Annotated in this window: 19 protein-coding genes; 15 read left to right on the top strand and 4 right to left on the bottom strand. The window is 70.3% G+C overall.

Translation table 11 applies throughout. The features are described 5' to 3' along the window. Positions 1-69 precede the first annotated feature (69 nt). The 11 genes from lepA to ACN269_RS12940 all read left to right on the top strand — a co-directional run bounded on the left by lepA (position 70) and on the right by ACN269_RS12940 (position 10,074). A complete protein-coding gene (lepA, locus tag ACN269_RS12990; RefSeq protein ID WP_421472692.1) occupies positions 70-1,947 on the top strand; it encodes a translation elongation factor 4 in 1,878 nt (625 codons plus the stop codon). A 332-nt stretch (positions 1,948-2,279) separates the two neighbouring features. After that, positions 2,280-2,564 (top strand): GlsB/YeaQ/YmgE family stress response membrane protein, encoded by a 285-nt coding sequence (locus tag ACN269_RS12985; RefSeq protein ID WP_421472691.1) that lies wholly within the window; start codon positions 2,280-2,282, stop codon positions 2,562-2,564. A gap of 471 nt (positions 2,565-3,035) precedes the next feature. Then, positions 3,036-3,320: a GlsB/YeaQ/YmgE family stress response membrane protein gene (locus ACN269_RS12980; RefSeq protein WP_421472690.1), complete on the top strand. Its 285-nt coding sequence runs from the start codon at positions 3,036-3,038 to the stop codon at positions 3,318-3,320. A 226-nt stretch (positions 3,321-3,546) separates the two neighbouring features. After that, positions 3,547-4,833, top strand: coding sequence for a sugar ABC transporter substrate-binding protein (locus tag ACN269_RS12975; protein ID WP_421472689.1), 1,287 nt, complete (start codon positions 3,547-3,549; stop codon positions 4,831-4,833). Further along, entirely contained in the window at positions 4,830-5,816 is a 987-nt protein-coding gene (locus ACN269_RS12970) for a carbohydrate ABC transporter permease (RefSeq protein ID WP_421472688.1), read from the top strand. The genes ACN269_RS12975 and ACN269_RS12970 overlap by 4 nt, the downstream gene beginning before the upstream one ends. Then, positions 5,813-6,643, top strand: a complete 831-nt coding sequence (locus ACN269_RS12965) for a carbohydrate ABC transporter permease (protein ID WP_355053198.1) — start codon at positions 5,813-5,815, stop codon at positions 6,641-6,643. The genes ACN269_RS12970 and ACN269_RS12965 overlap by 4 nt, the downstream gene beginning before the upstream one ends. Before the next feature lie 20 nt (positions 6,644-6,663). Beyond that, the gene (locus tag ACN269_RS12960) at positions 6,664-7,305 is read left to right on the top strand and encodes an MOSC domain-containing protein (RefSeq protein ID WP_421472687.1); all 642 of its coding nucleotides are present in this window, start codon (positions 6,664-6,666) and stop codon (positions 7,303-7,305) included. Positions 7,306-7,401: 96 nt separating this feature from the next. Beyond that, positions 7,402-7,998 carry a helix-turn-helix domain-containing protein gene (locus tag ACN269_RS12955; protein ID WP_421476312.1) on the top strand — a complete coding sequence of 199 codons (597 nt, stop codon included), beginning with the start codon at positions 7,402-7,404 and terminating at the stop codon, positions 7,996-7,998. After that, a complete protein-coding gene (locus tag ACN269_RS12950) occupies positions 7,998-8,360 on the top strand; it encodes a hypothetical protein (protein WP_421472686.1) in 363 nt (120 codons plus the stop codon). The genes ACN269_RS12955 and ACN269_RS12950 overlap by 1 nt, the downstream gene beginning before the upstream one ends. Then, positions 8,357-9,277 (top strand): ABC transporter ATP-binding protein, encoded by a 921-nt coding sequence (locus ACN269_RS12945; protein ID WP_421472685.1) that lies wholly within the window; start codon positions 8,357-8,359, stop codon positions 9,275-9,277. The genes ACN269_RS12950 and ACN269_RS12945 overlap by 4 nt, the downstream gene beginning before the upstream one ends. Further along, positions 9,277-10,074: an ABC transporter permease gene (locus ACN269_RS12940; RefSeq protein WP_421472684.1), complete on the top strand. Its 798-nt coding sequence runs from the start codon at positions 9,277-9,279 to the stop codon at positions 10,072-10,074. Before ACN269_RS12945 ends, ACN269_RS12940 begins: the two co-directional genes overlap by 1 nt. Before the next feature lie 112 nt (positions 10,075-10,186). Here the strand turns inward: ACN269_RS12940 and ACN269_RS12935 are convergent, their stop codons facing one another. Continuing rightward, on the bottom strand, positions 10,187-11,089 hold the full coding sequence (locus tag ACN269_RS12935) for a phytanoyl-CoA dioxygenase family protein (RefSeq protein ID WP_088988074.1): 903 nt from the start codon (positions 11,087-11,089) through the stop codon (positions 10,187-10,189). A gap of 223 nt (positions 11,090-11,312) precedes the next feature. Continuing rightward, the gene (locus tag ACN269_RS12930) at positions 11,313-12,167 is read right to left on the bottom strand and encodes a hypothetical protein (protein ID WP_421472683.1); all 855 of its coding nucleotides are present in this window, start codon (positions 12,165-12,167) and stop codon (positions 11,313-11,315) included. A gap of 249 nt (positions 12,168-12,416) precedes the next feature. Between ACN269_RS12930 and ACN269_RS12925 the strand changes: the two genes are divergently transcribed. Further along, positions 12,417-13,181 carry an SDR family NAD(P)-dependent oxidoreductase gene (locus ACN269_RS12925; protein WP_421472682.1) on the top strand — a complete coding sequence of 255 codons (765 nt, stop codon included), beginning with the start codon at positions 12,417-12,419 and terminating at the stop codon, positions 13,179-13,181. A 203-nt stretch (positions 13,182-13,384) separates the two neighbouring features. Here ACN269_RS12925 and ACN269_RS12920 read toward each other — a convergent pair whose 3' ends face one another. Then, positions 13,385-14,194 carry an enoyl-CoA hydratase-related protein gene (locus ACN269_RS12920; protein ID WP_421472681.1) on the bottom strand — a complete coding sequence of 270 codons (810 nt, stop codon included), beginning with the start codon at positions 14,192-14,194 and terminating at the stop codon, positions 13,385-13,387. A 19-nt stretch (positions 14,195-14,213) separates the two neighbouring features. Here ACN269_RS12920 and hemW point away from each other — a divergent pair, with 19 nt between their 5' ends. Continuing rightward, a complete protein-coding gene (hemW, locus tag ACN269_RS12915) occupies positions 14,214-15,437 on the top strand; it encodes a radical SAM family heme chaperone HemW (protein ID WP_421476311.1) in 1,224 nt (407 codons plus the stop codon). Positions 15,438-15,498: 61 nt separating this feature from the next. Here the strand turns inward: hemW and ACN269_RS12910 are convergent, their stop codons facing one another. Next, on the bottom strand, positions 15,499-16,140 hold the full coding sequence (locus tag ACN269_RS12910; RefSeq protein WP_421472680.1) for a DUF4870 domain-containing protein: 642 nt from the start codon (positions 16,138-16,140) through the stop codon (positions 15,499-15,501). A gap of 186 nt (positions 16,141-16,326) precedes the next feature. Between ACN269_RS12910 and hrcA the strand changes: the two genes are divergently transcribed. Next, positions 16,327-17,349 (top strand): heat-inducible transcriptional repressor HrcA, encoded by a 1,023-nt coding sequence (gene hrcA, locus ACN269_RS12905; protein WP_421472679.1) that lies wholly within the window; start codon positions 16,327-16,329, stop codon positions 17,347-17,349. A 73-nt stretch (positions 17,350-17,422) separates the two neighbouring features. Next, entirely contained in the window at positions 17,423-18,571 is a 1,149-nt protein-coding gene (gene dnaJ / locus ACN269_RS12900) for a molecular chaperone DnaJ (RefSeq protein ID WP_421476309.1), read from the top strand. The last annotated feature ends 1 nt before the right edge of the window (position 18,572 follow it).

Here is an 18,572-nt window from a genome sequence, read left to right as displayed (position 1 = left end):
GGCGTGGGAACATGGAGGGGGTCGGCGGCGCGCCGGCCTGTTCACGTCAGCCGACCAGAACGGACCGCTGTGCCACCGAAGCTCGATCCCGGCGCGAACGCCCCTGGTGCCACCGACCCCGGTCGCATCCGGAACTTCGGCATCATCGCCCACATCGACCACGGGAAGTCGACCCTGGCCGACCGGATGTTGCAGCTCACCGGCGTGGTCGACCCCCGGCAGATGCGCGCTCAGTACCTGGACCGGATGGACATCGAGCGCGAACGCGGCATCACCATCAAGAGCCAGGCCGTCCGCATGCCGTGGACCATCCGCGAGGGCGAGCGGGCCGGCGAACAGGCCGTGCTCAACATGATCGACACCCCGGGGCACGTCGACTTCACGTACGAGGTGTCCCGGTCGCTGGCCGCCTGTGAGGGCGCCGTGCTGCTGGTCGACGCCGCGCAGGGCATCGAGGCGCAGACCCTGGCCAACCTCTACCTGGCGCTCGAGAACGACCTGCGCATCATCCCGGTGCTCAACAAGATCGACCTGCCGGCCGCGCAGCCGGAGAAGTACGCCGAGGAGTTGGCGCACCTCATCGGCGGTGACCCCGCCGACTGCATCCGGGTCTCCGGCAAGACCGGCGAGGGCGTACCGCACCTGCTCGACGAGATCGTCCGGCAGTTCGTCCCGCCGGTCGGCGACGCCGAGACGTCCGCCCGGGCCATGATCTTCGATTCGGTGTACGACGTGTACCGCGGCGTCGTCACGTACGTCCGGGTCGTCGACGGCCGGATCAGCGCCCGCGACCGGATCAAGATGATGTCCACCGGCGCGGTGCACGAGCTGCTGGAGATCGGCGTCATCTCGCCGGAGATGGTCAAGGCCGACGGCCTCGGCGTGGGCGAGGTCGGCTACCTGATTACCGGCGTGAAGGACGTCCGGCAGTCCCGGGTCGGTGACACGGTCACCATCAACAGCCAGCCGGCGGCCGAACCCCTCGGTGGCTACAAGGACCCGAAGCCGATGGTCTACTCCGGCCTCTACCCGATCGACGGGTCCGACTACCCGAACCTGCGCGAGGCGCTGGACAAGCTCAAGCTCAACGACGCCGCCCTGGACTACGAGCCGGAGACCTCCGGCGCGCTCGGCTTCGGCTTCCGCTGCGGCTTCCTCGGCCTGCTCCACCTGGAGATCATCCGGGAGCGGTTGGAGCGGGAGTACAACCTCGACCTGATCTCCACCGCGCCCAACGTGGTGTACCGGGCGATCCAGGACGACGGCGCCGAGATCGTGGTGACCAACCCGAGCGAGTACCCGACCGGCAAGATCGCCGAGGTGTACGAGCCGGTGGTGCGGGCCACCGTGCTGACGCCCAACGACTACGTGGGCGCGGTCATGGAGCTGTGCCAGGGCCGGCGCGGCAGTCTGCTGGGCATGGACTACCTCTCCGCCGACCGGGTGGAGCTGCGCTACACGCTGCCCCTCGCCGAGATCATCTACGACTTCTTCGACCAGTTGAAGAGTCGTACCAAGGGGTACGCCTCACTGGACTACGAGCCCTCCGGCGAGCAGGCGTCCGACCTGGTGAAGGTGGACATCCTGCTGCACGGCGAGCCGGTGGACGCGTTCAGCGCCATCGTGCACAAGGACAAGGCGTACAACTACGGCGTCACGATCGCCGCGAAGCTCCGTACGCTGATCCCGCGCCAGCAGTTCGAGGTGCCCATCCAGGCGGCCATCGGCAGCCGGGTGATCGCCCGGGAAACCATCCGCGCCATCCGCAAGGACGTGCTCGCCAAGTGCTACGGCGGTGACATCAGCCGTAAGCGCAAGCTGCTGGAGAAGCAGAAGGAGGGCAAGAAGCGGATGAAGATGGTCGGCCGCGTCGAGGTCCCGCAGGAGGCCTTCATCGCCGCTCTCTCCTCCGACTCCGGCGACGCCAAACCCACCACCAAGAAGTAACCCGGCCGACCCTCCCGGCCGTCACCCCACCCGCTGCCCGCGGTGATCAAGAGGTTCGCGTCATCCGAAGCCCGGATCCTGACGCGAACCTCTTGATCACCGAGGCGGGGTGGGGATTTTTTTGGGGTCGAGGTCTGGGGTTGTTGCCCGGGGCGACAGGTTGTCTGAGCTGTGTGGACGTCGGGCCGGGCCAACCGACGCAGCCGATCGACATCGATGCCGGCAACTTCTTGTGCGGCTGAGTCGGTTTGGATTTTTGGTGGGTCGGGAACTTAGCGGTCACGACAGGAAGCACACGTTGTGTGTCAGACATTCTTTGAAGGAGGGCGACCGTGGAGCTCACCGTGTGGGGCATCATCACTGCCATCGTTGTTGGTCTCATCGTCGGGGCGCTCGGCCGCCTGGTCGTTCCGGGCCGCCAGAACATGCCGATGTGGTTGCACCTGCTGATCGGTATCGGCGCGGCTCTGCTGGGCACGGTGCTGGCGCGGGCGATGGGTATCGCGACCGAGACCGCCGGTGTGGACTGGGCGGAGTTGCTGGTGCAGGTCGTGGTGGCGGCGATCGCGGTCGCGCTGGTGGCCGGTGTGGGTGGCCGCCGCCGCGTCACCCGGTAACACCACACACCTGTAGCACCGCAACACTTTCGAAGGGCGCTCGGCCATCAGGCCGGGCGCCCTCGGTGCTTTGCTGAACCTGGATCGCCGAGGCATCGCGCCCCGGCGATCCGGGCCTGTCTCGCGCCCGTCCCGCGCCAAGATCGTGCTCGATCCCGAGACGCAACGCTGCGCGCGGCGGACCCCCCCCCACCACCCCCACCCGCGCCGATCTTGCACTTTCTGCTGAGACACAAGGCATTCCACTCCTACCGACAACGGAAAGTGCAAGATCGGCGGGGTGCGGGGTGCGGGGTGCGGGGTGCGGGGTGCGGGGTGCGGGGTGCGGGGTCTGGTGGTACGTGCCTCTGTTCACCAAGTCGTGATCGTTTGGGCGATCGAAACGGTTTGGATTTTTGGTGGGTCGGGAACTTAGCGGTCACGACAGGAAGCACACGTTGTGTGTCAGACATTCTTTGAAGGAGGGCGACCGTGGAGCTCACCGTGTGGGGCATCATCACCGCCATCGTTGTTGGTCTCATCGTCGGGGCGCTCGGCCGCCTGGTCGTTCCGGGCCGCCAGAACATGCCGATGTGGTTGCACCTGCTGATCGGTATCGGCGCGGCTCTGCTGGGCACCGTGCTGGCGCGGGCGATGGGTATCGCGACCGAGACCGCCGGTGTCGACTGGACCGAGTTGCTGGTGCAGGTCGTGGTGGCCGCGATCGCGGTCGCGCTGGTGGCCGGTGTGGGTGGCCGCCGCCGCGTCACCCGGTAACAACCTGGCATCACCGCAGGAAGCGAAAAGAGCGCCCGGCCGGACGGCCGGGCGCTCTTTCGTGACGTCCTGCCCTTATTCGGCCCGGTTTTGCGAGCTGCTCGCGTCGGCCACCTGCGATACGGTCGCCAGGCTTCGGCCCGGCCGCCCACTGTCGTAAAGGATTTCTTCGTACTAAGGTGCGGCGGAGAAGGTTAGTTCCAGGCGGCGCGAGGGGAGAAGTGGCGTGAACAGGTGGAAGCGGCTGGCCCCGGTCACCGCCGTGGTGGCCTCGGTGGCCATGGTGATGGGCGGCTGTGGCGGCTCCGGCGAGAAAGCGGCCGACGACAGCAAGCTCACGGTCTGGATGATGGGCGAGGGCGGCGACGCCCAGAACGCCTTCCTCGACAGCGTGGAGACCGAGTTCCGGCAGAAGCACCCCGACACCGATGTGGTGGTGCAGTACATCCCCTGGCTGGAGGCGCCGAAGAAGTTCCAGGCCGCGCTCGCCGGCGGTGAGGGCCCGGACATCACCGAACTGGGCAACACCGAGACCCAGGGCTGGGCCGCGCAGGAGGCGCTCGCCGACGTCAGCGGTCGGATGGGTGGCTGGGCGGACGGCAAGGACCTGCTGCCCGACCTGGTGCGCAACGCGCAGCTCGACGGCAAGCAGTACGGCGTCCCCTGGTACGCGGGCGTGCGGGCCATCTACTACCGCACCGACTGGTTCGCCGAGGCGGGCGTGCAGCCGCCGAAGACGTGGGACGACCTGGTGACCGTCGCCAAGGCCGTGCAGGCCAAGAAGAAGGGCACCTACGGCATCGCGCTGCCGGGCAACTCCGAGCTGCCCTTCTACTCCTTCCTCTGGGGCGCGGGCGCGGAGATCGCCACCAACCAGGGTGGCGCCTGGAAGTCGGGCTACTCGACGCCGGAGGCGCAGCGGGCCGTCAAGTACTGGACCGACCTGGTCACCGTCCACAAGGTCGCCCCGCCGGCCGCCGCCGGTTGGAACGAGATCGACGCGCGGACGCAGTTCGCCACCGGCAAGGCCGCCATGGCGTTCGCCGGTAGCTGGCAGCAGGCCGCCATCAAGAAGGACAACCCCGAGATCGAGAAGGTCTGGGGTACGTTCCCGATCCCCGGCCCGGACGGCAAGGCCGCGCCCGGTTTCGCCGGCGGCTCCGACGTGGCGATCTGGAAGGACAGCGAGCGCCAGGACCTCGCCTGGGACTACCTGACCGTGCTGCTGAACAAGAAGAACGCGCAGAGCTTCGCCAGCAGCCTCGGGTTCTTCCCGGTCTACAAGGACCTGGTCGCCAGTGACACGTACGCCAACGACAAGGTGATGGCGGCGTTCGCCACCACCATGCAGAACACGAAGCTCACGCCGCTCACCCCGAAGTGGGTGGAGGTCAGCCGGACGAAGACGGTGACCCAGGCGATGAACAGCTCGGTCATGAAGGGTCAGAAGACGGTCGAGAAGGCTACCGCCGACGCGGCCGGTGAGATGGAAAGCATCCTCAACTCCAAGTGACCACGCTGACCGAGGTGCCGGAGACGTCCGCCGCGCGGGAGAACCCCGCGCGGCGGCGTCCCCGGGTCGACCGCCTGCCCTATCTGCTGCTCCTGCCCGCGCTCGTCATCATCGGGGTGCTGCTGCTCTGGCCGCTCGGCCAGGTGGTGGCGATGTCCTTCTACCGGCTCAACAGCGTCCGGCAACTGCGCGGCGACCGGGAGTGGCCGTGGGTGGGGCTCGGCAACTACACCGACATCCTCACGGACCCGTTCTTCCTGACCGTACTGCGCAACACCGTGCTGTTCGCCGCGGCGAACGTGCTGCTCACGATGGTGCTGGGCACCCTGGTCGGGCTGCTGCTCAACCGGCTCGGTCGCAAGATGGCGACCTTCGTGGCCAGTTGCGTGATGCTCGCCTGGGCCACCCCCGCGCTGACCGGCACGATCGTCTGGAAGTGGATCTTCGACGATACGAGCGGACTGGTCACCTGGCTGTTCAACGCTCTGCCCGACGGGCTCTCGAACGCCCTGTTCGGTCGCAGCGACTGGACCGGTTACGGCTGGTTCAACTCGCCGCTGCTGTTCTTCGCCATCCTCACGCTGGTGGTCGTGTGGCACTCGTTCCCGTTCATCGCGGTGAGCGTGCTCGCCGGCCTCAAGAGTGTGCCGAGTGAGCTGCACGAGGCGGCCCGGGTGGACGGCGCGAGCCCGTGGCGGGTCTTCTGGAAGATCACGTTTCCGCTGTTGCGACCGGTCTTCGGGATCCTGATCGTGCTCTCCACCATCTGGGACTTCAAGGTCTTCACCCAGCAGTTCGTGCTGGCCGGCGGCACCCAGGACCGGCCCACGTTCATGCTGTCGATCTACTCGTACGCCGAGGCCTTCTCGCCGCCGCCGAAGTACGGGCTCGGCGCGGCCATCGCGGTGATCCTCACGCTGATCCTGCTCGTGGTCACCGGCTTCTACGTGCGGATGGTGCTCAAGCAGGAGGACGAGTCGTGAAGAAGGTCGCCCTCAACGCCGCCGGGCTGCTGGTCGCGCTCTTCGCGGCGTTCCCGGTCTACTGGATGATCTCGACGTCGCTGAAGCCGAGCAACGAGATCTTCTCGGCCACCCCGCAGCCGGTGCCGACCCATCCCACGCTGGCGCACTACCGGGAGATCCTCACCGGCAACCTGATCCCCGGGGTGACCTTCCTCGACTTCTTCGTGAACAGCGCGATCGTCGCGGTGTCCACCGTGGTGCTCAGTGGGCTCGTCGCCCTGCTCGCGGCGACGGCGGTGGCCCGGTTCCGCTTCAAGCTCCGGACCAGCTTCCTGATCATGCTGCTGATCGTGCAGATGATCCCGTTGGAGGCGCTGGTCATTCCGCTGTTCCTGATGATCCAGCGGCTCGGGCTCTACAACACGCTGCCCAGCCTGATCCTCACGTACCTCGGCTTCTCGCTGCCGTTCGCGGTGTGGATGCTGCGCGGGTTCGTCGCGGCCGTGCCCAAGGAACTGGAGGAGGCGGCGGCGATCGACGGCGCGAGCCGGGCCCAGACCTTCCGCCGGGTGCTGTTCCCGCTCGTCGCGCCAGGACTGGTCGCCACCAGCATCTTCTCGTTCATCACGGCGTGGAACGAGCTGATCTTCGCGTTGACGTTCGTCAACGACCAGGGGCGCTACACGCTGCCGGTGGCGATGACCTTCTTCTTCGGCCGCGACGACACCAACTGGGGGCCGGTGATGGCCGCCTCCACGCTGTTCACCCTGCCGGTCATCATCTTCTTCCTGCTGGTGCAGCGGAAGATGGTCTCCGGCCTGGTCGCGGGAGCGGTCAAGGGCTGACAGACCCTAGGCTGGCCGTCATGACGGGCAGGGTGGCAGCGGTGAACCTCGGCATCGTGACCGAGGCGGAGTGGGCCGGCGACGCGAGCGGTCGCAGTGGCATCGACAAGCGTCCGGTCGACGGGCCGGTGTCGCTGCTGACGGAGGGCTTGGCCGGTGACTTCATCGGCGAGCGAGCCCACCACGGCGGGCCGGAGAAGGCCGTCTACGCGTACGCCGAGGAGGACGCCGCGTGGTGGTCGGCCGAGATCGGTCGGTCCATCCGCCCCGGCGGCTTCGGGGAGAACCTGACCACGTACGCGGTCGACGTGACCGGGGCGGTCATCGGCGAGCAGTGGGCGGTGGGTACGGCGCTGCTCCAGGTGACCATGCCGCGTACCCCGTGCACCACGTTCGCCGGCTTCTGGGGCGTACCGGATCTGATCAAGCGGTTCACGGTCCGGGCCACCCCGGGGGCCTACCTGCGGGTGCTCCGCGAGGGGGAGGTGGGCCCGGGTGACCCGGTCGACGTGGTGGACCGGCCCGCGCACGGGGTGACCATCGGCGAGGTGTTCCGGGCCACCAGCCTGGAGCCGGAGCTGTTGCCCCGGCTGCTGGAGGCACCTGACCTGCCGGAGCCGATCCGGGACAAGGTCCGCCGCCGTCTCGCCACCCGTAGCTGACGTCCAGGGTCGAGCCCCACCGCTCGTGTGGACACCCGCCGAGCGATGTCGCCCTTTCATTATCACTATCGATAGTGATAACGTCTGGTCGTGGAGATGTCGCGAGAGCGCTGGGCGGACCTGGCGCTGCACCCGCTGCGGATCCGGATCCTGCGTGCGGTCGCGGGCACGCGCCTGACCACGCAGGGCCTGCTCGAGCTGCTGCCCGACGTCCCGCAGGCCACGATGTACCGGCACCTGGCGATCCTGGTCAAGGCCGGGCTGGTCGAGGTGATCGACGAACGCAGGGTGCGCGGCGCCGTCGAGCGGGTGTACGCGTTGCCCGCGCGCGGCGCGACGCTCGACCCTGCGGCCCTCGCCACGGCGACGCCGGAGGACCACGCGCGTTACTTCACGGCGTTCATGTCGAGCCTGCTGTCGGAGTTCTCCCGCTACCTCGCCCGGGAGCGGATCGACTTCACCGCCGACGGTGCGGGCTACCAGCAACTCGTGCTGCACCTGACCGACGCCGAACTGGGCGAGTTCGCCGCCGGTCTCAGCGCTCTGGTGGGCCCGTTGCTCGGCAACCAGCCCGGCGATGGACGGATACCGCGACTGTTGGCGACCGTTCTGCTGCCCACCGACCTGCCGGCTGCCGACAGGCGCGCGCCGCCGCCGACGGACAACTCCGACACGACGAGAGGGGATGACTGATGGCATCGGTCATGGTGACCAACGATGTGATCGACATTCGGTTCACCGGATGGGAGCGGGTCTGGGTCGGACGGGCGCGGTTCGCAGTGCCCCTCAGCGCGGTGCGGCGGGTCGCCCTGGCGGACAACCCACTGCGACTGGCCCATGGCGCCCGCCGGGGATACGTGGTGTCCGGCTTCGTCAAGATCGGAGTGTGGGGCCTGTACGGCGGTCCTCGACAACTCGTGGCAGCCCGCCGGTCGGAGCCGGGGCTGCACCTCGTCCTGGACCGGGCGGCTTCCGGCGGCGAGTTCGACGAGGTCGTGCTCTCCAGCCCGGTCGCGCCGGGCATCGTGGAGACGGTCATGGCGGCCCGCGCATGACCGGCGACCACCTCGCGATCGAGGTGTCGCGCCTGACGAAGCGCTTCGGTGACGTCACCGCCGTGCGTGATCTGAGCTTCACCGTGCAGCCCGGCGTGATCACCGGATTCCTCGGCCCGAACGGCGCCGGCAAGACCACCACGATGCGCATGATGACCGGGCTGGTGTCGCCGACCAGTGGCACCGCCACGATCGGCGGGCAGCCGTACGGCCAACTGGCCCGGCCGTCGCGCACGGTTGGCGCCGTGTTCGACGCCAACGCCTTCCACCCTGGACACACCGCCCGCGACCACCTGCGCGTCTACGCCGCCATGGGCGGGTATCCGGACAACCGCGTCACCGACCTGCTCGACCTGCTCGGCCTCGCCGAGGCTGCGCACCGTCGGATCAGGGGATTCTCCACGGGCATGCGGCAGCGGCTCAACCTCGCCACGGCGTTGCTCGGCGACCCCCGCGTCCTGCTGCTGGACGAGCCCGGCAACGGCCTGGACCCGGAAGGGATGTCGTGGCTGCGCGGCTTCCTGCGCCAGTTCGCCGACGAGGGCCGCACCGTCCTGATCTCCAGTCACGCGCTCGGCGAGATCCAGCAGCTCGTGGATGACGTGGTGGTGATCCGGCGCGGCGAACTCGTCGCCGCCGGGCCCTGTTCCCGGCTTGCCGGCCCGCCGGCGGTGCTGATCACCTCACCCGACGCGGACGCGCTCGCCGCCGTCCTGACGGCCGAACCGGCAGACGGCGGCACGGCACCGCACGTCGAGGCCGCCGGGCCCGATCGGCTGCGCGTACGGGGGCTGGACGCGCCGGGCGTCGCCGACCTCGCCGCCGCCCATCATGTCCGGGTGCACGAGCTGGTCGTCGAGACCACCGGCCTCGAAGAACTCTTCCTCCACCTCACCAGGGACAAGGCGGCCAGCTGATGAACCTCCTGATCAGAGCGGAGTTCCGCAGGCTGCTGGCCACCCGGATGTGGGGTGGCCTGCTGCTCGCCGCCGCCGCGCTGGGCGGCGGCATGTTCGGGGCCATGGCGCTGGTGGGGCCGGAGAACTTCGACCCGCCGATGCCCGGCCTGGACACCGAGGCCGGTCTCCGCGCGATCCTCGGCATCCTCGGCTACACCGCATTCGTACCGGCCGCGGCCGGGGCCCTCGCGGTCACCTCCGAGTACCGACACCACACCGCCGCGGTCACCTTCCTGTTCGCCCCGCGCCGTGGGCGGGTGCTCGCCGCCAAACTCACCACGTACGCGGTCGTCGGTCTCGCCTACGGGCTCGTCCTCGCGGGCACCGCCGCGGTGGCGCTGTTCGCCGTCGTCGCCGTCCGCGACGTCCCGCTCGGTATGCCAGTGACCACCGTGCTGGCGCTGCTCGGTCGGATCGCCGTCGCGATGGTGGTCTACCTGCTCCTCGGGGCCGGGGTGGGCGCTCTCGTCCACCACCAGATCGCGGCGCTGTGCGTCGTGGTCGGCTATCTGTACGTGGGGGAGCCGGTGCTGATGATGATCCCGGGCGTCAATACGCTGTACCCGGTGCTGCCCGGCGGAGCCACGGCCGCGCTCACCGATTTCACCTACGTCGCCGACGCCATCTCCGCGGAACTCGGCAGCGGCACCGTCCATCTGCTCCCGCCGGCGGCCGGCGCTCTCCTGCTCACCGCGTACGCGTTGGCCGCCTCGGCGATCGCCGTGCTGCTCGCCCTGCGCCGGGACGTCGCCTGACCGTCCTCGCGCCGCCGGGACGACGCGCGGTGAGAACCGTCGACCCCTGGGGGAGGCGGATACGGGAACGACCCCCCGCCGATGGCAGGGGGTCGTTCGCAGGCGCGGGTGATCAGCGCAGCCAGGGGATGTTGCGGTCGAGCAGACCGCGCTCCTTGAGCTCCTTGCGCAGCGGGATCTCGTCGTCGACGTACCCGTCCCAGTTGATGCCCCAGTAGTTGGCGGTGTGGGTGCCCTCACCGATCAGCTGGCGCTGCACGGGCGTGCGGTTGCGGTACCACTCGCCGTTCACGTCGGGGTGCAGCTCGTCCAGCGGACGGATCCACCGGTAGGTGTAGCCGACGAAGAGCATCTTGCGGGTGATGGTCGACAGGTTCGTCGAGCGCGAGTGCCACTGCCGCCGGTCGAAGATGAACGCGTCACCCGGGTTGGCGGTGATCTCCACCGTGCCCTCCGGGTCCGGGTTGTGCACGCTGAGGTCCTTGGGACGGTCCAGCGAGTTCCACAGGTGGCTGCCCGGGATGACCTTGGTGGCGCCACGGCCGGTCTCCGACAGGTCGGAGAGCACGTAGGCGACCTTCAGCGAGAACATCGGGCGGGGCAGGTTCGGGTCCATCGTCTCCGGGTCGGAGTTCTGCCGGTACCCGTCCTGGTGCCAACCCCAGTACGGCTTCTCCGGCTCGGCGGCCGGCGGGGTGACGTCCAGGTGGTTGTGGTGGGTGTAGATGTTCCAGCCGGCCAGCCCCCACATGTACGGGAAGGCGATCGGGTGGGTGAGCAGCTCGCCGAAGAGCTCGTCGCGCTCCAGGAAGCCCAGCAGGTGCAGGGTGCCGTCCTTCTTGGTGGTGCCCTTGGCCTGCTCCTCCGCGTAGACGCGGTCGACAGCCGCCTCCAGCGCCGCCCGGTGGTCCTCCGTCAGGACGTTGCGCAGCAGGAGGAAGCCCTGCTCGTGGAACTCCTTGCGGTCAGTGTCGCTGATCGGTTCGTAGCCGGTCCGGTCGCCGTAATCGAACACCGCGTCGTACCCCTCCCCATGAGGTGAAACCATTTCTGGCACAGGCCGCCGATCGTAACGCGAGCGCCGGGGCGGTGGGAGGGCGAGCGGCGGCGGTACGGCCCGGGGCCGGACCGCGTGCAGCGGAACCAGTGCGGGGAGTCACATTTACGCGACCACCAGCCAGCTATGTAGGCTTTTGTCCGATTGTGCGGTCACTGCCGGTTAAGAGATCCGGGTTCGGTCAGCCCTCGGCGAAGACCTCGGCCAGCACCTGGCCGGCGGGACCCTGTTCGCCGGTCACCTGGCTCCAGGTGCCCTTACGGGCGGTCCACTCCAGGTCGCCGAAGCGGACCCGCTTCACCCCGTGGTCCTGGGCGTGCGAGACCAGCCAGTGTGCGTACCGCCAGCCGTCGCGCTGGTCCTGCGCGGTCACCGCCAACCCGGTCTGACTGGCCTTCTCGGCGCTCGACACACCCCAGTCCAGCGCCAGGTTGCGGGTCAGCTGCGCGGCCGCCGCCGCGCCGTGCATCACCGGGGTACGCCCCACCGTGCAGGCCACCGCCTCGGTGGCGTCGCCGAGCAGGGCCTTGGTGAGTACCTCGGAGTCGTCGGCCCACTTCTGGTACGCCTCGGGGAACGCCGACCGCTGCACCCGCTGGGCGGCGTCGGTGACCCGCATCTCCTCCCAGCCGCGCACCTTCTTGAGCGCCTTGTAGAACCTGTTCGCCGCGTAGCGGGGGTCGCGGATCTGTTCCGGCGTGCCCCAGCCCTTGCTCGGGCGCTGCTGGAACAGCCCGAGCGAGTCGCGGTCACCGTGGTCGAGGTTGCGCAGCCCCGACTCCTGGTACGCGGTGGCCAGCGCGACCACCACGGCGCGCTCGGGCATGCCGCGCTGGACGCCGATCGCCGCGATGGTCGCCGCGTTCGCCATCTGCTCGACGTCCAGGACCACCCGGCCGTCGGCCTGGACCGTGCAGGTGCGTCCCGCCAGCGGCAGCCGCAGTTCGTCGCCGACCCGCTTGAGGACGAGCCAGATCGCGATCACGGCGACGAGAATGAGCACCACTCCGCCCGCCACGGCTGCCCGAGTTCGCACCCACACCTCCTGATCGACAGTTCGACAAGCGTACGTCCCCGTCGGCGTCGTCCGGGTCGTTCGACCGGTTCGGGCTCCGCTCCGCCGTCGCGTACGGATCGGGACGTTCCCGCTCCCGCGCCGAACTCACCTGCCGCTGGAGATCGTGTCTGCCACGTCACCCCTCGTCAACCGGCGGAAGATATTGCCTGGTCACGGGCTTTTCTCGGTTGACACGTCAATCGGACGTGGGAGCCAAGGAGGAGTGCGATGGGAACGCTTGACGGCAAGGTGGTGCTGGTGACCGGCACCGGCGGCGGGCTGGGTCGCGTCGCGGCGCTGACCTTCGCCCGCGAGGGCGCGAAGGTGGTCGGGGCCGACATCCAGGTCGACGGCAACACCGAGACGGTCGAGCTCGTCCGGGCCGCCGGTGGGGAGATGACGAGCATCGCGCCCGTCGACCTGACCGACCCGGAACAGGTCCACCAACTGGTCGAGGACGCCGCAGCCGCCTACGGCGGGCTCGACGTGGTCTACAACAACGCGGCCGCGCTGCGCTTCGGCCCACTGCCGGACTTCTCGGTCGAGGACTGGCGGTACACGATCGCCGGCGAACTCGACATTCCGTACCTGGTGTCCAAGTTCGCCTGGCCGCACCTGGTGCGGCGCGGCGGCGGCGTCATCATCAACGCCGCCTCGATGGCCGGAATGATCGCCGGTCACGTCCCGCCGATGGTCGGCCACACGGCGGCCAACGCGGGCGTCATCGGGATGACCCGGCAGCTCGCGCTCGAAGGGGCGCCGCACGGCATCCGGGCGGTGGCGGTCAGCCCCGGGCCCATCCTCACCCCGGCCAGCGACCGCGACCTGGGGGACAACCAGGCGGACCGGGACGCGATCACCGCCAAGACGATGCTGAAGCGGTTCGCCCGCCCCGAGGAGGTCGCCGAACTGGTGGTCTTCCTCGCCTCCGACCGGGCGTCGTACATCACCGGTGCCAACTACGCGGTCGACGGCGGCGCGAGCGCGTGGTGACCGACCTCGGGGCACCGCCGCGCCGGGGCCCCGCCCCTTCCGGGCGGGGCCCGGCCCTCATCGAGAACCTTTGCTCTGCTTCACCGGACGCAACACTCGAAGCCCTCGAATGTTGCGCCTGTTGAAGCAGAGCAAAGGACGTGCGGGAGGGCATGGGCACCCGGCACCCCGGCGATCACCGCGACCGGGCGACGCCCCCGGTCCTACCCGGTGTGATCAGCCGAACCAGCGTCCAGAGCGGCAACCCACCGCGCCGGCCTCTTCTCCCGGAACGCCATGACCCCCTCGCGGCCCTCGTCGGAGAGGAAGTAGCCGGTCGAGAGCGCGGACAGTCGGGCCAGGTCGCCCCGCAGCTCGGCGGTGCCCGGTCGGCGCAGCAGATCCTTCGCGCCGGCCAGCGCGCCGGGCGCGCCACGGACCAGCGAGTCGCAGTAGTTCCGCACCGCGTCGTCCAGCTCGTCAGCCGGCACCGAGGCCGTCACCAGGCCGACCTCGGCGGCCCGCCGCCCGTCGAAGGTGTCCCCGGTCAGGTACAGCTCGGCGGCGGCGCGGGGGTGTAGCCGGGGCAGCACGGTCGCCGAGATCACCGCCGGGATCACCCCGATGCGGACCTCGGTGAACGCGAAGGTCGCCTCATCGGAGCAGACCGCGAGATCGGCGGCGGCGATGAGGCCCAGCCCGCCCGCCCGCGCGGGCCCGGCGACCCGGGCCAGGACCGGCTTCGGGCACTCCCAGAGCGCCGCCAGCACGTCGCCCAGCATGCCGGCGGGCACGGTGCCGCTGGCGTACGCCGCGGCGGTCTCCTTCAGGTCCGCGCCGGAACAGAAGACCGGCCCGGTGTGGTCGAGCACGATCACGCGGACCGCCTCGTCGGCCACCGCGTCGGCCAGCCCGGCCAGCAGCTGGGTCATCAGTGCGGTGGAGAGCGCGTTGCGGTTGTGCGGGCTGTCCAGGGTGAGGGTGGTCACCCCACGGGCCGTGGCGACCCGCACGAGCACGTCGGGAGAGGTCATGCCGGGCACACTAGTGGCCATGCCCGGCGTCCTTCCAGATGGTGAGACCGTCCCCGTCGACGGATCGTTGCCCGCCAGCGCCACCACGGCGGTCGGCGCGCGCGGCTTCGGCGTGTACGTGCACGTTCCGTTCTGCGCCAGTCGGTGCGGCTACTGCGACTTCAACACGTACACGGCCGCCGAGCTGGGTGGGGGCGCGAGCCGCGAGGCGTACGCCGACACCGTGCTGGCCGAGCTGGCGCTCGCCGCCCGGGTGCTCGGCGACAACCCGCCGCCCCGCGTCGACACCGTCTTCGTCGGTGGCGGCACGCCCACCCTGCTCCCCGCCGACGACCTGGCCCGCATCCTCGACGGCATCGACCGCACCTGGGGGCTCGCCGCCGACGCCGAGGTGACCACCGAGGCGAACCCGGAGTCGGTCACCCCGGAGTCGTTGAAGCTGCTGCGGGCAGCCGGCTACACCCGGATCTCGCTGGGCATGCAGTCCGCGTCGCCCGGGGTGCTGGCGATCCTCGACCGCAAGCACAGCGCCGGCCGGGCCACCGCCGCCGCCCGCGAGGCACGTGAGGCCGGATTCGAGCACGTCAACCTGGACCTGATCTACGGCACGCCGGGGGAGCGGACCGAGGACTTCGCCGCCACGTTGGAGCAGGTCGTGGCCGCCGGGGTCGACCACGTCAGCGCGTACGCCCTCATCGTGGAGGACGGCACCCGGCTCGCCGCGCGGATGAAGCGCGGCGAGGTGCCGTACCCCAGTGACGACGTGGCGGCGGACCGCTACCTGGCCGCGGAGGCCGCCCTCGACGCGGCCGGCCTCTCCTGGTACGAGGTGTCCAACTGGGCGCGCACCGACGAGGCCCGGTGCCGGCACAACCTGCTCTACTGGACCGGCGCCGACTGGTGGGGCCTCGGCCCGGGCGCGCACAGCCACGTCGGCGGGGTGCGCTGGTGGAACGTGAAGCACCCCACGACGTACGCCCAGCGGCTGGCGGCCGGCGCGTCGCCCGGCCTGGCCCGCGAGGTGCTCACCACGGACGAGGCGCACATGGAGGACGTGATGCTCCGGCTGCGGCTCGCCAGCGGACTGCCGCTCGGGGTGCTCGACGACGCGGGCCGGGCCGGTGCCGCGCGGGCCCTCGCCGACGGTCTGCTGGACGCCGAGGGGTACGCCGCCGGACGGGCGGTCCTCACCCTGCGCGGCCGACTGCTCGCCGACGCGGTCGTGCGGGACCTGCTGCCCTGAGCCGGACGCCCGCCCGGCCGGCGGCGGTGTGCCGGACCGGCCGGGGAGCGGCCGGCCCGGATCACTTGATGAAGGTGGCGGAGAGCGGGTAGCGGTAGACCTGCCCCTCGTTGGCCTTGATGCCGGCGAGGATGCCGCACACGGTCCCGAGGATGACGGCCGCCGCGACCGCGATGAAGCCGATCAGGATGCACGACAGCACCCAGCCGACCAGGCCGACGATCGACCAGATGAGCTGGAAGTTGAGCGCCGACACGGCGTGCGCCCGGACGGTCGGGGACTGGCTGCCCCGGGCCAGCAGTGCCACCAGCGGGGCGATCCAGCCCAGCACGCCAGCGCTGATGATCATGCCGGCAGCGCCGCCGAAGTGGGCGACGAGCGCCCAGGTCTTGTCCTCGTTGTTGGCGTAACCGCCGCCGGGACCGCCGTACGCGCCGCCGGTCGGATAGCCGACGGTCGTGCCGCCCGGTGGGGGATAACCGCCCGGTGGGGGATAGTTGCCCGGCGGAGGGTAGCCGCCCGACGGCGGTTGGTCACCGGTGGGCGGCGGATAGCCACCGGCTGGGGGATAGCCGCCCGGGCCGGGTGCCCCGGACAGTGGTGCGGTGGGCGGCTCGGCCGACGGGGTCGAGCCGGGGAGATTCGGCTCCGGCGGGTAGCTGCCGGGGTCTCCCGCGCCGGGAGGGCGAGGTGGTTCAGTCATGGTTGTCACGGTAGGTGCCGTGGGCAACGTCGCACCAGTGCGACACCGGCGGCCCGGTCCAGGACAACCTTGATCATCGCGTCGGCGGGCACGCCGACGTAGACTGGCACTCGTTACAGTCGAGTGCCAGGACGGTCCGTCGGCCCGCGTGGGCCGGCGGCCGACGTGCGAGAGGAGGTGCGGAGGATGGGTCTGGACGACCGGAAGCTCGCCGTGCTCCGCGCCATCGTCGAGGACTACGTCTCGACCCAGGAGCCGGTCGGCAGCAAGGCGCTGGTCGAGCGGCACCAACTCGGGGTCTCCCCGGCGACGGTCCGCAACGACATGGCCGTGCTGGAGGAGGAGGGCTACATCCGGCAGCCGCACACCAGCGCCGGCCGGGTGCCCACCGACCGCGGCTACCGTCTCTTCGTCGACCGGCTGTCGCGGGTCAAGCCGCTCAGTCCGGCCGAACGTCGGGCCATCGAGCGCTTCCTCGTCGGGGCCGTCGACCTCGACGACGTGGTCCACCGCACCGTACGGCTGCTCGCCCAGTTGACCCGGCAGGTGGCCGTGGTGCAGTACCCGAGCCTCGCCCGCTCCTCGGTGCGCCATCTGGAGCTGGTGCCGATCTCCACCACCCGGTTGATGCTCGTCATGATCGCCGACACCGGCCGGGTCGAGCAGCGGCTGGTGGAGCTGCCCGGGCCGGTGCCCGCCGACGACGTCACCGACCTGCGTCGCCTGGTCAACGAGAAGCTCGCCGGCGAGCGCATGTCGGACACGCCTCCGCTGGTGCAGGCGTTGGTGGAGGAGGCGCCGGTCGAGCTGCGCCCGGCCATGACCACGCTCTCCACCGTCCTGCTGGAGACGCTTGTCGAGCGGCACGAGGAGCGCATCGCCCTGGCCGGCACCGCCAACCTGACCCGGGGTGGTCTGCTCGACTTCCAGGGTTCGCTGCGGCCCATCCTGGAGGCGTTGGAGGAGGAGGTCGTGCTCCTCAAGCTCATCGGCGAGACCGAGCCCAGCACGACCCGCGTGCTGATCGGCGACGAGAACGAGTTCGACAACCTGCGTGCCGCCTCGGTGGTCAGCACCGGGTACGGCCCGGGGGCCACCATCGTGGGTGGCCTGGGAGTGCTGGGGCCCACCCGGATGGACTACCCCGGCAATATCGCCATGGTGCGCGCCGTGGCACGCTACGTGGGCGAGCTGCTGGCCCAGAACTGACCAGTCAGGGCCGACGGCCGGCTGCGGCCGCCGGTCGGCGCAACGCGAGACGAACATGAGGACACGGAACGCAGTGGCCAGGGACTACTACGGCATCCTCGGTGTCAGCCGGGAAGCCTCCGATGACGAGATCAAGCGCGCCTACCGCAAGCTGGCGCGCCAGTTCCACCCGGATGTCAATCCGGACCCGGAGGCCCAGGAGAAGTTCAAGGACATCAACGCCGCGTACGAGGTCCTCTCGGACGACCGGAAGCGGCAGATCGTCGACCTGGGTGGCGACCCGCTCGCCCCCGGCGGCGGGGGCGCGGGCGGCCCGGGTGGTCCGGGCGGAGCCGGCCCGTTCGTCGGTTTCCAGGACATCATGGACGCGTTCTTCGGTGGCGCCGGGGGCGGCGCCGGCCGTGGGCCACGTCCACGGACCCGACCGGGCGCGGACGCGATCCTGCGCCTCGAACTGGACCTGCACGAGACGGCGTTCGGCGTCGAGGCTCCGATCACCGTCGACACCGCCGTGCTCTGCACCACCTGCTCGGGCGCCGGCACCGCGGCCGGTACCCACCTGGCCACCTGCGAGGCGTGCGCCGGCCGCGGCGAGGTGCAGTCGGTGCAGCGCACCTTCCTCGGCCAGGTGGTCTCGGCCCGGCCGTGCACCGTCTGCCAGGGCTACGGCACCACCATCCCGCACCCCTGCCCGACCTGCGCGGGCGACGGCCGGGTACGCACCCGCCGCTCGCTCACCGTCAAGATCCCGGCCGGCGTCGAGGACGGCATGCGGATCCGGCTGGCCCAGCAGGGTGAGGTGGGTCCGGGCGGTGGCACCGCCGGCGACCTCTACGTGGAGATCCACGAGCGCCCGCACGACGTCTACTCCCGCAAGGGCGACGACCTGCACTGCCGCGTCACCGTGCCGATGACCGCCGCCGCGCTGGGCACCCGGCTCACCATCAAGACGCTGGACAGCGAGGAGACCGTCGACGTCAAGGCCGGCACCCAACCGGCCAGCACGCTGCGCCTGCGCGCCCGGGGCGTGCCGCACCTGCGCGGCACCGGCCGGGGCGACCTCTACGTGCACCTGGACGTCCGGACGCCCACCAAGCTCGACCCGGACCAGGAGAAGATGCTGCGCGACTTCGCCAAGACCCGGGGCGAGGAGGTCGCCGAGCTGACCAAGCAGGGCGGCTTCTTCTCCCGGATGCGCGACGCGTTCAACGGCCACGCCTGAC

This window comes from Micromonospora sp. WMMD736, assembly GCF_049179015.1.
Lineage (GTDB): Bacteria > Actinomycetota > Actinomycetes > Mycobacteriales > Micromonosporaceae > Micromonospora.
The sequence above is the reverse complement of the archived record's forward strand: the minus strand, read 5'-3'. Positions and strand labels throughout refer to the sequence as shown.